Source organism: Luteibacter sp. NPDC104163, from assembly GCF_055584245.1.
In genome coordinates, this window is the sequence record NZ_JBVJMK010000001.1 from 370,140 (window position 1) to 383,477 (window position 13,338).

Here is a 13,338-nt window from a genome sequence, read left to right on the forward strand (position 1 = left end):
CCCCTTTCGCTCCCCGGAGGCAACATGCGGCTCCTACCTGGCCAGGTGCTCGAGGCCCAGGCCTTGCTCTTCGACATGGACGGCACGCTGATCGATTCGCGCGTCGTCGTCGAGAAAATCTGGAAGCGCTGGTGCGACGAAGTCGGGCTGGACTGGCACTACGTCCTGCCGCGCCTGCACGGCGTGCGCATGTACGACTCCATCAGCGAGTTCGCGCCGATGGCTGGCCAGGATGTCGACGCCGTCTACGAGCGCCTCTACCGCGAGGAAGTGGAAGACGTGGACGGCATCGTGCCGATCCCCGGCGCCCTCGAGCTCCTCGCCGCCCTGCCCCCGGATCGCTGGACCATCGTGACCTCCGCCGACCTCGTGCTGGCGAAGGCGCGCCTCGGCGCGGCGGGCATCGTGCCGCCGCCGCGCATGGTCACGGGCGAAGAAGTCGAGCGCGGCAAGCCGGCGCCAGACGCCTACCTGCTCGGCGCGGAACGCATGGGCGCGGCCGCCCCGGCGTGTCTCGTGTTCGAAGACGCGAAGGCAGGCATCGAAGCGGGCATCTCGGCAGGCGCGCGGGTCGTAGCGATCGCCGGCGACCATCCAGAAGAACTCACGCCCGGGGTGGAATGGGTCACCGACCTGACCGCGCTGCGCTTCGACGGCATCCACGACGGCAAGGTACGCCTGCTATGCAGCTGAAACTCCGCGCACCTTACGAGAACCTGGTCACGGCGGCGAACTTCATCACGCTCTCGTCGCTGACCTGCGCCATCCTCATCATCAGCCGCGCCTTGTCCGGCGAACTGGCCTACCTCGGCACGCTGTTCATCGCCTGCCTGGTCTGCGACGGCGCGGATGGTTTCGTCGCGCGCAAGACCGGGAAATCGAGCGACCTGGGCACGCAGCTGGATAGCCTCTCCGACGCCATCGCGTTTGGCGTGGCGCCCGTCGTCGTGGCGGATGTGTACCTGCGCTCCATCGGCGCGGAGGTGTTCCTGCCCGCGCAGATCGCCTTCTGCGCCTGTGCGGTCGTCCGCCTGGCCATGTTCAACGTCCAGAAGGACAAGTCGATCTTCCTTGGCCTGAACACGCCGTCGGCCGCGTCGCTGGTCGTGCTGCTGATCGTCATCGGACGCTACAGCGGCGCTACGTGGCCACCGGAGACCATGCAGCACGTGATCAACGCGATGCTGTTCGTGCTTGCCGCCTCGATGATCAGCCCGTTCCGCTACCTGAGCAGCAAGTCGCTCAAGCTGCGCCTGAACGCCACCACCGTCGTCATCGGTGCGATCTTCGTCATCGGCTCGATCTGGGCCTCGCCGTGGTCGGTCTACGCCTATCTGGTGGTCTACGCGCTGTCAGGGCCGCTTACGGCCATATGGCTCCTGCTGCGTCGCCTGCGCCGTCCCCGCGGCCCGCGGCGGCCGCGCTGATGTAAATCAGTAGACGTCACGACGGTAGCGACCCGTCGTGGCGAGCGTATCGACCATGGGCTCGCCGAGGATCTCGCGCAGCGCGGCATCCACGCCGGGTGCCATGCCTGCGAGGCTGCCACACACGTAGATCGAGGCCCCTTCCGCCACGTAGCGCCGCACGGTATCCGCCGCGGCACGCAGGCGTTCCTGCACATAGCGCGGCCCGCGTGCGTCGCGCGACCAGACCAGGTCCAGGCGTTCCAGTTCGCCACTGTCGCGCCATTGCTCCAGCTGATCGACATGCAGGCGATCCACCTGTTCGTGGCGTTCGCCGAACAGCAGCCAGTTCCGCCGGTGTCCGCCGGCGATCCGAGCTTTCAGCAGCGCGCGCAGGCCCGCGATACCCGTGCCGTTGCCGACGAAGATCACCGGCCGGTCGTCACCCGGGGCGTGGAACCCGGGGTTGCGACGCACGCGCAGGTCGATGGCGTCGCCCTCTTCCGCCAGGGCCGTGAGCCAGCCCGATCCGCTACCCAGCATGCCGTCCGCGCCGCGTTGCTGGCGTACCACGAGGTGCAGCGAGCCATCGGCGGGGATGGAGGCGATGGAGTATTCGCGATGCGGCAGGACCACCGCATCGCCGCGCGCCTTGCGCGGGCCGATCTCCACGACGTCGCCGGCGTCCCAGCGCATGTTTGCCGGATCGTCGGGCAAGAGCGCCACGTGGAAACACGGGGCGCCGACGCTGCCCGGATTCAACAGCTGCCGCGCCTGCAGGCGCCAGGGCTGGTAGGCGGGCCGGGACCACTCGGGCTGCTCGCCTGCGCCGGTCAGCTGGGCGACCTGCCGTTGCCAGTGGCGCAGGGCGCCTTCGTCCCCGTTATCCACATCCACGCGGTCAAACGCGGGCGTGGCGCCGTGCGTGCGCAGCCAGTGATCCAGCTCGCGCCCGAAGCCGCAGAAATCATCGTAATCACGATCGCCGAGCGCCAGCACGGCATACACCAGGTGATGCAGGTCGGGCGAGGTGCGCATGACGTCGCGCTGGAACAACGTTGCGATATCCGGGGCATCACCCTCGCCGGTCGTGCTGGCGATAAACAGGGCGCGCTGCGCCGAGGCAAGGTCGCCCAGGGATAGCGATGCGATATCGCGCAAATCGACGCTTACGCCACCCTCGCGGAGCGCCGTCGCCGTGCGCTCGGCAAGCTCGGTGGCGAACCCCGTCTGCGATGCGTGGACCACGAGCAGGCCACCGCCCTCATGCGCTGCCTGCGACGCGTTGCGCCGGCGTGGCCAGGCGGCGGCGAGCGCCCATGCCGACCAGGTCGCGAACGCGGCGCCGGCCATGGCGACGTGCGCAGGCGAACCAAGGTGCTGGCCGGAAAAGTCATGCCAGCACGCCGCCAGCAGCGCGGCGAACACAAGACCCGCGCCGATCGCCAGCTGGCCGGCGGTGCTTTTCATTTCACCGCCGCGGCGAATGCGGGGGACGTGCGCTCTTCGAACCTGCCATCCGCCGTGTACAGGACGAACAACACGGCAAGCCCGTGTTCCTTCGCGTACGCCATGCCTTCCTCCGGCCCGAGCACGGTCATCGTCGTACCGAGGGAATCGGCGTGCATGCAATCGCCGGCGAGGATGCTTACCGATGCGATCCGGTGTGCCACCGGGTTGCCGGTGCGCGGATCGATGTGGTGCGAATAGAACTTGCCACCGGATTCGAAGAAGTGCCGGTAATCACCCGAGGTGGCGATGGCCTTGTCGTCGAGCGATACGATGCGGCCGACCTCATCGACGCTATCCACGGCCGCGCTTGCCGCACCGGGGCGTTCGATCCCCACGTGCCATGCACTGCCATCCGGCTTGCGCCCGTGGGCGCGCAACTCGCCACCCACCTCGACGAGGTACGCCTTCACACCCTGCGTATCGAGGAACCGTGCGACCTGGTCGACGCCAAAGCCCTTGGCGACGGACGACAGGTCGACGTACACGCCACCGGGCTGGAAGGCGCGGTGGGTAGCGTCGTCGAGCTTGATGCGTTGCCAGCCGACCCGCGCTTGCGCCGCGGCCAGTTCCGCGGCGCCGGGAGGATCGCGCGGGCGCTTGTCAGGACCGAAGCCCCACAGGTTCACCAGCGGGCCGACGGTCGGATCGTAGGCACCACCGGAATCCTTCGCGAGCGACAACGCGTAACGCAACACGCCGTAGAACTCGGGCGGCAACACCTGCCATGTACCCGCCGGTGCACGGTTGAACCGGCTCAGGTCGGAGTCCGGTTCATACGTGCTCATCTGCGCGACGACGCGGTCGACCTCGGCCTGGATGCCGTGCTCGATCTGCCGTTCGTCGGCGTGCGCGGGCAGCACCGCATTCACCGACCACGTCGTGCCCATCGTCTCGCCTTCGAAGCGGCGGACGTCGGTGGCGGTGGCCGAGAGGCAGACGAACCAGAGCAACAGGGCGAGACCGATGTAGGAGCGCGCTTGCGCGCGACGGGGCTGCGGCGAGCACCCATCGCGCGCGAGCGCGCGCCCACACCGATAAGCTGTCACTGCGGCAGCACTTCGAGCGTCGCGGTGTAGGCCACGCGGCGCTGCGTCGCTTCCTTCACCGTGGTCTTCTTGTCTTCCGTGTTCGCATTGACCCAGTACATGCCGGGGTTGGCGAAGGCGAAGGTGAAGCGGCCATCCTTGTCGGTCTGCGTGTCCTGCTCTTCCTGCGCGTTGCGGTAGCGCGTGGCGCCGTTGATCGCGGTGACCTTGAGGCCCGCGGCCGGCTTGCCATCGAGCAACAGCTGGAACGTCGCCTTTTCACCCGTGACGAGATCGCCAGGCTGGGTGACCGGCACGAGCTCGAGACCCTTGCCGGTCGGCTTCAGTGCATCGCCGCCCGGCTTGCCCTGGGTCACGAAGGTCTCGACGCGCGACGCCATTTCGCTGACCTGCACGTTCTTCGCAGTCGCGGGGATGCCCGCCTTCAGCTCGTCGGCCTTGCCGCGCCAGCGCTTCTTCTGCCCATCCACTTCGTAGTTCGCGAACAGCCCCTGGTTCACCAGCGCGATCCGGTACGTGCCCGCTTCCTTCACCGGCAGGTCGAACGCGCTGCGTACCTTGCCGGTCCACGGGTTCTCCGGCTTCACTTGGCTGCCGTCCGGCGCGGTGATCACCAGGTTATCGAGCTGGGCGGGGAAATGGTCTGGGTAGTACAGGTCGTTGGATACCGCGGCATCCACGGTCACCCACGCATCGTCGCCGGAGACCACGGTGGCCGACGGGACGAGCCACATCTTGTGCGCCTGCACGGCGAACGGCATGACCAGCGCGGCACAAAGGGCGGCGCGAACGAACAGGTGCTTCATGGCATGGCTCCAGTCAGGGATTGATATCGAGGGTGATCTGGCCGAGTTCGTCCGTGCCCTTCGCGGAGAGGTGCATGGGCGACTTCGCCGGCCAGTCGAAGGCGATGCGCTGCGTCTCGTGGCCGCCGACTTCGCGCGCCGCCTCGACGATCAGCTCGTAATGCCCGGGTGCCAGCGTGCCGAGCGGCGCCTTGCCGTCGGTGAAGCGCAACTGGTGCTGGCCCGCGGGGCGCGTGGCGCCGGATACGCCATCGATCGGCATGGTCTGGTCGCGCCCGCTGCGGCGCCACCACTGGCGCATGTCCTTCAGCCACTTGGTGCCTTCGCCACTGGCCTTCTTCACGTCGTACCAGACGGCCAGGTTGGCGGCCACGCTGTGATCCTCGCGCTCGATCCACACCGCGACGTAGGGCCGGTGGTATTCCGCGACCTTCAGGGTGGGGATCTCGACGGTGAGGTTCATGTCGGCCGCGGCGACCGGGGCGGCGAGGAAGCAGAGCGCGAGTGGAAGCAGCCTTCGCATGGCAATCCTTTGGGTCAGTGGATGAAGAGCAGGACGACAACCAGCGGCAGCACGAAGCCGAGCGCGACGAGCGGCCAGGTCATGCCGCGCTGGGCGGCGTGCATCTTGAGCAGGAGCAGGCCGGTGACGGCAAACACCACGCAGGCCAGGGCGAACACATCGATGAACCAGCGCCATGCGGCGCCCGTGTTGCGGCCCTTGTGCAGGTCGTTGAACCAGGCAAGCCAGCCGCGATCGGTCGATTCGTACTGCACCTCGCCGGTTTCCCGGTCGATGCTCACCCACGCATCGCCACCGGGACGCGGCAGGGAGATGTACACCTCGTCATCGCTCCAGTCGCCATCGCGGCCGGCGATGTCCGCGCCTGTCTGCGCGTGCACGGCATCGGCGACGGCCGTGGCGACCGGGGCCGACTTGCGCCCGGGATCGCTGAGGCGTTGCAGCGTCGCCGGCGCCAGCGTGCCCGCATGCCGCACGACCCGAGGGGTCGCCTCGATCTGCGCGGCGTGGTTCAGGGTGAAGCCGGTGACGGAGAACATGAAAAGCACCACCAGCGAAATGGCGGAGCTGATCCAGTGCCAGCGGTGCAGGTGCTTCAGCCAGAACGCACGGCGTGTCCGGTCGACGGTATCGCTCATGCGGTGTCAGGCCCCTGTGCCAGCGTGGAAACCGGTCAATCGTAACCGCAATGCGAATCGTTCGCAATTGACGGAAAGGGGCGGGAAAGCCTGCCGCGACAGCATGCGGCCACCCCATCACGGAGCGTATGCTTGTCCACCATGCGCATACTCCTAGCCGAAGACGACGCCTCCATCGCCGCCGCCGTGCGCGCGGCCCTGCAGCAAGGCGGTCACGCCGTGGACCACGTGGCGGATGGCGCCAGTGCCGACCATGCGCTGCGCGACCATGATTACGACCTCCTCGTCCTCGACCTGGGCCTGCCCCAGCTCGATGGTAGCGATGTGCTCAGCCGCGCGCGCAAGCGTGGCGCCAGCCTTCCCGTGCTGGTGGTCACCGCCCGCGAAGGCCTGAAGGAGCGCGTCCGGGTGCTCGACCTGGGCGCCGACGACTACCTGGTGAAGCCCTTTGCACTGGCGGAATTCGAAGCCCGCGTGCGCGCCCTGCTCCGCCGCCGCACCAGCCACGGTGCGCCGGAGTTCCGCATTGGCCGCCTGCGCCTGGATATCCCGGGCCACCGCGCCTGGATCGGCGACACGCCGCTCGACCTCACCGCGCGCGAGTTCGGCCTGATCGAGGCACTGGCCACCCGTGCCGACAAGGTCACCAGCCGTGCTCAGCTGGTCGAGGCGTTGTGCAACTGGGACGAGGACCTGACCGACAACGGCCTGGATATCGCCCTGCACCGCCTGCGCAAGAAGCTGCATGGCTCGGGGACCAACGTCCGCACCATCCGCGGCCTGGGTTACCTCCTCGAAGAATCGGTCGATGCCTGAACGCCGCCACGCGGCGCGCCGCCCGGCGCGCCCCAGCCTGCGCCGGCGCCTGCTCACCTTCCTGCTCGTTCCCGTGCTCGGCGTGCTGGTCGTCGATGCCGTGGTCGGGTACTTCATCGCCCTCGCCTACTCGAACCGCGTACACGATTCGGACCTCTCCGATTCGGCGCTCACCCTGGCGGAAATGATCGGCAGCGACGCCCTGCGTGGTGAGCTGACCGCGCAGGCGCGCTTCCTCCTCGAATACGACCCGGATGGGCGCAACTACTACGAAGTGATCAGTGACCGGCACGGCCGCATCATCGGCAACGCCGAACTGGCCGTGCCCACGCGCCGTGCGGTCGATGTCGACGCACCGCCCCTGCTGTACGACACCGACCTGGGCCACAAGGCCCTGCGTGGCGCGGTCATGCGCATCGCCAACCGGCATGACCCCGGTGACACCATCACGATCAAGGTGGCTGAGAACCTGCGTGACCGCCACCAGCGCGCACGCGAAATCCTGCTGCTGACCTTACCGGTGGAGGCGCTGCTCATCATCGCCGTGCTCTGCCTCGTGTGGTTCGGGGTGAGCCATGGCCTGCGCGTGCTGGAGCCGCTGACGACGCGCCTGAGCCGGCGCGGCCACGACCTGGGCCCGATCGGCGAGGAAGACGTGCCGGTGGAGATCCTGCCGCTGACCCGCACCATCGACGACCTGTTCGCCCGCATGCGCAACATGCTCGGGCTGCAGGAGCGGTTCATCGCGGACGCCGCCCACCAGTTGCGGACGCCGCTGGCCGGCCTGCAACTGCATGTCGAGCGTGTCGCCGCGGCGGGCGATGCCGCCCAGCAGCAGGACGCGCTGGCCCACATCCAGCGCCTGGCCGCCCGCGCTGCACGCACCTCGGCCCAGCTGCTCGCACTTACCCGCACCCAGTCCCCGGACCTGCCCGACCACGATGGCATGGCCGTGATCGATCTCGCCCAGGTCGTCCCGGAGGCCGTGGGCATGCGCGTCCACCAGGCGCTCGCGCTTGGCGTGGACCTGGGCTACGAAGGCACCGATGGCGCATGCCCGGTGCGCGGCGATGCACTGCAGATCCAGGAGGTCATCGATAACCTCGTCGACAACGCCTTCCACTATGCCGGGCGCGGACGCACGGTCACCGTCTCGCTGGCACGTGATGGCAACGACACCGTGCTGGCCGTGGACGACGACGGCCCGGGCGTCGAGGATGCGTTCCTCGACCAGTTGGGAGAACGCTTCTTCCGGGTCCCCGGGGTCGACGAGGACGGCACGGGGCTTGGCCTGGCCATCGTGGAAAGCATCGCCGAACGCCACGCGGCGCGCGTCGGCTTCGCCCGCTCGGCCCTGGGCGGCCTGCGCGTCGAGCTGCGTTTCCCGGGCCTGCCAAGCCCGGGCTAAGCCTGCGGAAAGCTCGCTGAAACCACGGCTTGCGAGCATGCCTGTCATGAAACGGCACAGGCGCGAGGCCCGGGCGTGAGCGAATCCACGGAATTCCATTTTGAAGGCGGCCGCGAGGGCGTCCTGCTCATCCACGGCCTGACCGGCACACCCACGGAAATGCGCATGCTGGGCAAAGGCCTGAACCGTGCGGGATTCACCGTGGTCGGCGTGCGCCTGGCCGGCCATTGCGGCAGCGAGGACGACCTCCTCGCGACGACGTGGCAGGACTGGTACGCCAGCGTCGAGGCCGCGGCCGAGCAGCTGCGCGGCCGGGTCGACCGGCTGTTCGTCGCCGGCCTCTCCATGGGTGCGGTCCTGGCGCTGCGCCTCGCCGCGGTGCGCCCGGACTGGGTGGATGGGGTCGGCGTGTATGGCGCGACGTTCCGCCATGACGGCTGGTCCATCCCGTGGACCGGCCGTCATCTCTCTTTCATCCTGCCGGTGTTCAAGCGCCTCGGTATCGGCCGCCACCGCAGCTTCATGGAGCAGCCGCCGTACGGCATACGCGACGAACGGCTGCGTGCGCAGATCAGCGCGGCCATGTTGTCGGGCGACAGCGAAGCGGCTGGCCTGCCGGGGAACCCATGGCACGCCCTGGCGGAAATGTGGTGGCTCGCGCGCGATGTCCGCCGGCGCCTCCCCGATGTCGTGGCGCCGTGCTTCATCGCGCATGCCACGGACGACGACGTGGCCAGCACGGCCAATGCCGACATGGTGGCGCGCGGCGTCCGCGGCCCGGTCGAGATGCTGCTGCTTGCCGACAGCTACCACATGATCACGATCGATCGCGAACGCCGCACGCTGATCGAACGCAGCGCCGATTTCTTCACCCGGGTCGCCCGCGACGCGCGGCCCGCGCGCATGGCGGCCTGAGCATGCACGGCCTGGTCTTCAGCCTGTGGCTGGCCAACGTCTTGCTCGATACGGGCGGGCAGCTCGCGTTCAAGGCGGCGGCCGGAGACCCGCGCGCGGGCGATGGCCTCGCCCGCTGGAAGTACATGCTGGCGCGCCCGTGGATCTGGGCCGGCATCGGCTGCTACGTGCTCGAGTTCGTCGTGTGGATCGCCTTCCTTTCGCTCGTGCCGCTGTCCGAGGGCGTGCTGCTGGGCTCGATCAACATCGTCGCCATCATGATCGCGGGCCGCTTCCTGTTCCGCGAGCGGCTTAGCCCGCTGCGCGTCACCGGCATCCTGCTCGTGGCGGCGGGCGTGGCCATCGTGGGAGCCGGCGCATGAAGCGCTTCTACATCGTCGGCTTCGCGCTGCTGCTCGCGTTCGATTCGCTGAACCTCGTCTGCTTCAAGCTGGCGGGGAACCATGCGCTGCCTGTCGAGATGAGCACGGCATGGCTGGCGCGGGTGTTTTCGCATCCGTGGATCTACGGGGCGATCGCCGGCTACATCGGTGCGTTCGTGACCTGGATGAGCCTGCTGAAGCACGCGCCCATCGGGCCGGCGTTCGCGGCGTCGCACCTCGAAGTGGTCAGCGTGATGGTGCTCTCGTACTGGGTGTTCAGCGAACCGGTCACGCCGGCGCAGATCGTGGGTGCACTGGCGATCGTGGCGGGCATCCTCTGTCTCGCGTTCGCCGAGGGCGACGAAGGTGCCAGCGATGTGGTTCCGGCCTCAACGTGAAGCCCCGCCCACGGCGGGCCTGCCCCTGGGCTTCGCGGACATGGGCGGCGACATCCCTGCACCGCTGACGGCACTCGCCGCGCAATGGCTGGGCGTGGAGGAGGCACAGCTGGAGTGCTCGGGCACGGCGGCGCTTACCGTCGCCCTCACTGGCCTGGCCGAGCACGCGCGCACGCGGCGCGAGGTCGCCATCCCCGCGTTCACCTGCCCCCTGGTCCCGCTTGCGATCCGCCGCGCCGGGCTGGAGCCGGTGCTGGTCGATCTTCGCCCCGGCCATTTCGACATGGATCCGGAACGGCTGGCCGCCGCCTGCGGCGAGCGGACGCTCGCCATCGTGCCGACGCATCTCGGCGGCCGCACGGCGGACGTCGCATCGGCGCGTGCGGTCGCCGACGCGGTGGGTGCCTGGGTGGTCGAGGATGCGGCGCAGGCTTTGGGCGCGCGCATCGATGGCCGCGCCGCCGGTACGCATGGCGATGTGGGTTTCTACAGCCTCGCCGCGGGCAAGGGGCTTTCGATCTTCGAGGGTGGCCTGCTGGTGGCGCGCGACGAAGCACTGCGCGACAGCTTCCGCCGCGCGGCGCGGCGGATCGCACGCTGGCATCCGGGGTGGGAAGCGCGCCGCGCGCTGGAGCTGGCGGGCTACGCCGCGTTCTACCGCCCGCGCGGCCTCGGCATGGCGTATGGCCAGCCGCTGCGCCGGGCCCTGCGCCGTGGCGACCTGCTCGGTGCGGCGGGCGAGCACTTCGATGTGGATTTTCCATTGCACCGCGTAGGTCGCTGGCGGCGGGCCGTCGGCGCGCGCGCGTTCCACCGCCTGCCGCATTTCATCGAGACCACCACGACGCAGGCCCGTGCCCGCGTGCCGGCGCTGGCCTCGATCCCCGGTGTACACGTATTCACCGATGAGGGCGGCACCTGGCCGTACCTGATGCTGCGGTTGCCCGACGAAGCCACCCGCGATGCGGTGTTGCAGCGGCTATGGGCCTCGCGCCACGGCGTAGCGCGGATGTTCGTGCATGCGCTGCCGGATTACCCGTACCTCGGCACGATGGCGGGCGGCGACGATATTCCCAACGCGCGCGACTTCGCCGCGCGCACGCTCACCGTGACGAACAGCCCGTGGCTGGACGACGCATGCTTCGAACACGTCTGCGCGGTGATTGAGGCAACCGTCGTCTCGCGACAGCCCCTGTAGGAGCGCGGCAGCTTGTGGGAGTGAGCTTGCGAACGATGCTCTTCCGCGACCCGTCGCTCGCAAGCTCCCACAGGCAATCAGGCCTTGCCCTGCTCCACCAGCGTAAGCGCGACCTTGTCGCGCAGGTATACCGGCAGCGCGAGTTCGGGGGCGACGGCTTCGCCCTGCCGGAAGCGCTTCGCGGCCACTTCCGCGATGTGCCTGGCCTGCGGGAACCGCGCGCCATCCGCCGAGCGAACCGGCGCCGGGATGCGTTCACGCAGCACCGCTTCGTACGTGGCCCAGCCCGTGCCGACGACATGCCACGCGGCGGCTTCCGGGACGATCAGCGCCGCTGCCGTATCCACGCGTTCGCGGTCGATCAGGCTCACGCCACCGTCATCGTCGCGGCGCCAGGCCGCGACGTAGATTTCGCCCATGCGTGCGTCGATGACGGAAAGGATCGCCGCGTCGTCCTCGGGTGCTTCCAGCGCCAGCGCTTCGAGCGAGGACACCGTAACGACGGGCACATCGAGCGCCATGGCCATGCCCTGGGCCAGTGAGACGCCCAGGCGGACGCCGGTGAACGCACCGGGCCCACGGCCTACGGCGATGCCCTGCAGGGCGTTGCGCGAGAGGCCTGCTTCGGCGAGCAGCGCGTCGGCCATCGGCAGCACCAGTTCGGCGTGCCGGCGCGGCGCGATCTCGCTGCGCTCGATCACTTCGTCGCCGTGGACCAGTGCGACGGAGCAGGCTTCGGTAGAGGTTTCGATGGCGAGGAAGTTCATGGCGTTTCCGTCTGGCTGTTGAACGGCACCCCGTAGGCGTACCAGTCGATCCGGCGCGTGAGATACATGAGTAGCGCGATAACGGCAACCAGTACCACAGAGCCGATCAGCAGCGCGTACTGTTCGGCGCCGATCAGGCCATACAGTATGGCGTAAACCAGGGCCAGCACGCCTCCCAGCACCAGCCCGGCACCCCGGGCCCGGAGCACTGCCGCCGCGTAGCCACCGACGATGAGCACGACCGTCGTGGCCGCCACCACGTAGGCGACCCCGAAACCGATCTGCTCAGACAAGGCCAGCAGCAGCACGTAGAAGCTCGCCATGGCAGCGCCCACGAGCAGGTATTGCACGGGATGGAGACGCAGGCCCTTCAGCACCTCGAACAGGAAGAACGCGACGAATGTCAGCGCGATGAACAGCAGGCCGTATTTGCCCGCGCGATCATTCTGCTGGTAGACGCTACCGGGCTTGACCAGCTTCACGCCGAACGACGATGCGGCGAGGCGGGCGTTCACGTCGGCACTGGCGGCGTCCCAATGCTGGCCATACGAGCGGTTGAGGTCCATGACCTGCCAGGTGGCATCGAAGCCTTTGGCGCTGACCGAGCGGCGGCCGGGCAACATGGCACCCGCGAAGCTCGGGTCGGGCCACGCGGAGCGCAGTTGCAGGGTGCTCGCGCGGGCCAGCGGCAGCGCGGAGAACGATTCGGTGCCGGCGATACGAAGTGTCAGCGCGAAGTCGATGGGCGTGGCACGCGCCGGATCCACCGGGAAGGCGGCCGTCAGCACGCTGTAGCCGCCCATCGTGGCGGCCGAGGACGCCAGGCGTATCGGATGCCCGTCGACCGTGGCCGATGTGATCCCCTGCAAACCGCGCGTATCGGCGATGAGCAGGCGCAATTCCGCCTTGCCCGTATCCAGCGCCGTGCCGCTCTCTGCACCGGCGCTGGCCACGTCTTCCACGAGGAACCGGCCACGAATCGTCACGTCGCTCGTGTAGACCGGCACCTCGTACATGCCACTGCTGCGCCGCTCGACGGCCAGGTCGGCCGTGGTGGTCATCTCGTCGGCAAGCACGATGTGCGTCGTGTCCTGCACGCTGACCACGCGGCCGGTGCTGTCGCGCACCTCGCTGCGAGCCGGCATGGCAAGCATGAACCCGCCGACGGTCTGCGGGCCGCCCCACCCGGAGGCGACACGCGCCACGGCGGATGTGCGCATGGCCTCGCGCTCACGGACGATGCCGTCGGCCTGCTTGAGTGGGATCAGCATCAACAGCGCGAGTACGCCGATGCCAAGCACCTTGGCGGTAATGGATTGCGTCCAGCGAAACATGGTGGGTCCTCCCCCAGGCGTAGGTGGGGAGGATGCTCGCGCCCGGGGCGGCGCGTGTCGGGCGCAGTGTGAGGCAATTCGCGGCCGCGAGCGGTCAAAACGGTGTCGCATCGCCGTTGTGGGAGCGGGGGTGGGCGCCCGGGGGGGGCGCCCCCCCCCCCCACCCGCCCCACACCCCCCCCCCCCCGGCGGCGGGCCGGCGGGCGGCC

General features: G+C 68.9%; 15 protein-coding genes. 8 read left to right on the plus strand and 7 right to left on the minus strand.

Annotated elements, in window-relative coordinates; translation table 11 throughout:
• Positions 1-24: 24 nt before the first annotated feature.
• Positions 25-693 carry an HAD-IA family hydrolase gene (locus ACZ6YI_RS01645; RefSeq protein WP_465777138.1) on the plus strand — a complete coding sequence of 223 codons (669 nt, stop codon included), beginning with the start codon at positions 25-27 and terminating at the stop codon, positions 691-693.
• On the plus strand, positions 684-1,427 hold the full coding sequence (locus ACZ6YI_RS01650) for a CDP-alcohol phosphatidyltransferase family protein (protein ID WP_465777139.1): 744 nt from the start codon (positions 684-686) through the stop codon (positions 1,425-1,427). The genes ACZ6YI_RS01645 and ACZ6YI_RS01650 overlap by 10 nt, the downstream gene beginning before the upstream one ends.
• Before the next feature lie 6 nt (positions 1,428-1,433).
• Here ACZ6YI_RS01650 and ACZ6YI_RS01655 read toward each other — a convergent pair whose 3' ends face one another.
• From ACZ6YI_RS01655 to ACZ6YI_RS01675, 5 genes are all read right to left on the minus strand, one after another.
• A complete protein-coding gene (locus tag ACZ6YI_RS01655) occupies positions 1,434-2,876 on the minus strand; it encodes a sulfite reductase subunit alpha (RefSeq protein WP_465777140.1) in 1,443 nt (480 codons plus the stop codon).
• Positions 2,873-3,805: an FAD:protein FMN transferase gene (locus ACZ6YI_RS01660; RefSeq protein ID WP_465777368.1), complete on the minus strand. Its 933-nt coding sequence runs from the start codon at positions 3,803-3,805 to the stop codon at positions 2,873-2,875. Before ACZ6YI_RS01660 ends, ACZ6YI_RS01655 begins: the two co-directional genes overlap by 4 nt.
• A 155-nt stretch (positions 3,806-3,960) precedes the next feature.
• On the minus strand, positions 3,961-4,770 hold the full coding sequence (locus tag ACZ6YI_RS01665) for a DUF4198 domain-containing protein (protein WP_465777141.1): 810 nt from the start codon (positions 4,768-4,770) through the stop codon (positions 3,961-3,963).
• Between the two features lie 13 nt (positions 4,771-4,783).
• Positions 4,784-5,293, minus strand: coding sequence for a DUF2271 domain-containing protein (locus ACZ6YI_RS01670; protein WP_465777142.1), 510 nt, complete (start codon positions 5,291-5,293; stop codon positions 4,784-4,786).
• A gap of 14 nt (positions 5,294-5,307) precedes the next feature.
• The gene (locus ACZ6YI_RS01675; protein ID WP_465777143.1) at positions 5,308-5,931 is read right to left on the minus strand and encodes a PepSY-associated TM helix domain-containing protein; all 624 of its coding nucleotides are present in this window, start codon (positions 5,929-5,931) and stop codon (positions 5,308-5,310) included.
• Positions 5,932-6,072: 141 nt separating this feature from the next.
• On the opposite strand from ACZ6YI_RS01675, the gene ACZ6YI_RS01680 reads away from it, so the two are divergent.
• From ACZ6YI_RS01680 to ACZ6YI_RS01705, 6 genes are all read left to right on the plus strand, one after another.
• Complete coding sequence (locus ACZ6YI_RS01680; protein WP_440327409.1) at positions 6,073-6,747, plus strand: response regulator; 675 nt, start codon at positions 6,073-6,075, stop codon at positions 6,745-6,747.
• Positions 6,740-8,155, plus strand: a complete 1,416-nt coding sequence (locus ACZ6YI_RS01685) for a sensor histidine kinase (protein WP_465777144.1) — start codon at positions 6,740-6,742, stop codon at positions 8,153-8,155. Before ACZ6YI_RS01680 ends, ACZ6YI_RS01685 begins: the two co-directional genes overlap by 8 nt.
• A 75-nt stretch (positions 8,156-8,230) precedes the next feature.
• Positions 8,231-9,070 carry an alpha/beta hydrolase gene (locus tag ACZ6YI_RS01690; RefSeq protein WP_465777145.1) on the plus strand — a complete coding sequence of 280 codons (840 nt, stop codon included), beginning with the start codon at positions 8,231-8,233 and terminating at the stop codon, positions 9,068-9,070.
• A gap of 2 nt (positions 9,071-9,072) precedes the next feature.
• Entirely contained in the window at positions 9,073-9,432 is a 360-nt protein-coding gene (locus ACZ6YI_RS01695) for an EamA family transporter (RefSeq protein WP_440327412.1), read from the plus strand.
• Positions 9,429-9,830 (plus strand): EamA family transporter, encoded by a 402-nt coding sequence (locus ACZ6YI_RS01700; RefSeq protein ID WP_465777146.1) that lies wholly within the window; start codon positions 9,429-9,431, stop codon positions 9,828-9,830. Before ACZ6YI_RS01695 ends, ACZ6YI_RS01700 begins: the two co-directional genes overlap by 4 nt.
• Positions 9,808-11,028 carry a DegT/DnrJ/EryC1/StrS family aminotransferase gene (locus ACZ6YI_RS01705; RefSeq protein WP_465777147.1) on the plus strand — a complete coding sequence of 407 codons (1,221 nt, stop codon included), beginning with the start codon at positions 9,808-9,810 and terminating at the stop codon, positions 11,026-11,028. The genes ACZ6YI_RS01700 and ACZ6YI_RS01705 overlap by 23 nt, the downstream gene beginning before the upstream one ends.
• Positions 11,029-11,105: 77 nt before the next feature.
• On the opposite strand, the gene tsaB is transcribed toward ACZ6YI_RS01705, so the two are convergent.
• The gene (gene tsaB, locus ACZ6YI_RS01710; RefSeq protein ID WP_465777148.1) at positions 11,106-11,795 is read right to left on the minus strand and encodes a tRNA (adenosine(37)-N6)-threonylcarbamoyltransferase complex dimerization subunit type 1 TsaB; all 690 of its coding nucleotides are present in this window, start codon (positions 11,793-11,795) and stop codon (positions 11,106-11,108) included.
• A complete protein-coding gene (gene creD / locus ACZ6YI_RS01715) occupies positions 11,792-13,129 on the minus strand; it encodes a cell envelope integrity protein CreD (RefSeq protein ID WP_465777149.1) in 1,338 nt (445 codons plus the stop codon). The genes tsaB and creD overlap by 4 nt, the downstream gene beginning before the upstream one ends.
• Positions 13,130-13,338 lie beyond the last annotated feature (209 nt).

What these genes read in the sequence shown, in the direction of transcription:
- ACZ6YI_RS01645 (WP_465777138.1), top strand. Translation starts at nt 25, where the DNA reads ATGCGGCTCCTACCTGGCCAGGTGCTCGAGGCCCAGGCCTTGCTCTTC.
- ACZ6YI_RS01650 (WP_465777139.1), top strand. Translation starts at nt 684, where the DNA reads ATGCAGCTGAAACTCCGCGCACCTTACGAGAACCTGGTCACGGCGGCG.
- ACZ6YI_RS01655 (WP_465777140.1), bottom strand. Translation starts at nt 2,876, where the DNA reads ATGAAAAGCACCGCCGGCCAGCTGGCGATCGGCGCGGGTCTTGTGTTC.
- ACZ6YI_RS01660 (WP_465777368.1), bottom strand. Translation starts at nt 3,805, where the DNA reads ATGGGCACGACGTGGTCGGTGAATGCGGTGCTGCCCGCGCACGCCGAC.
- ACZ6YI_RS01665 (WP_465777141.1), bottom strand. Translation starts at nt 4,770, where the DNA reads ATGAAGCACCTGTTCGTTCGCGCCGCCCTTTGTGCCGCGCTGGTCATG.
- ACZ6YI_RS01670 (WP_465777142.1), bottom strand. Translation starts at nt 5,293, where the DNA reads ATGCGAAGGCTGCTTCCACTCGCGCTCTGCTTCCTCGCCGCCCCGGTC.
- ACZ6YI_RS01675 (WP_465777143.1), bottom strand. Translation starts at nt 5,931, where the DNA reads ATGAGCGATACCGTCGACCGGACACGCCGTGCGTTCTGGCTGAAGCAC.
- ACZ6YI_RS01680 (WP_440327409.1), top strand. Translation starts at nt 6,073, where the DNA reads ATGCGCATACTCCTAGCCGAAGACGACGCCTCCATCGCCGCCGCCGTG.
- ACZ6YI_RS01685 (WP_465777144.1), top strand. Translation starts at nt 6,740, where the DNA reads ATGCCTGAACGCCGCCACGCGGCGCGCCGCCCGGCGCGCCCCAGCCTG.
- ACZ6YI_RS01695 (WP_440327412.1), top strand. Translation starts at nt 9,073, where the DNA reads ATGCACGGCCTGGTCTTCAGCCTGTGGCTGGCCAACGTCTTGCTCGAT.
- ACZ6YI_RS01700 (WP_465777146.1), top strand. Translation starts at nt 9,429, where the DNA reads ATGAAGCGCTTCTACATCGTCGGCTTCGCGCTGCTGCTCGCGTTCGAT.
- ACZ6YI_RS01705 (WP_465777147.1), top strand. Translation starts at nt 9,808, where the DNA reads ATGTGGTTCCGGCCTCAACGTGAAGCCCCGCCCACGGCGGGCCTGCCC.
- tsaB (WP_465777148.1), bottom strand. Translation starts at nt 11,795, where the DNA reads ATGAACTTCCTCGCCATCGAAACCTCTACCGAAGCCTGCTCCGTCGCA.
- creD (WP_465777149.1), bottom strand. Translation starts at nt 13,129, where the DNA reads ATGTTTCGCTGGACGCAATCCATTACCGCCAAGGTGCTTGGCATCGGC.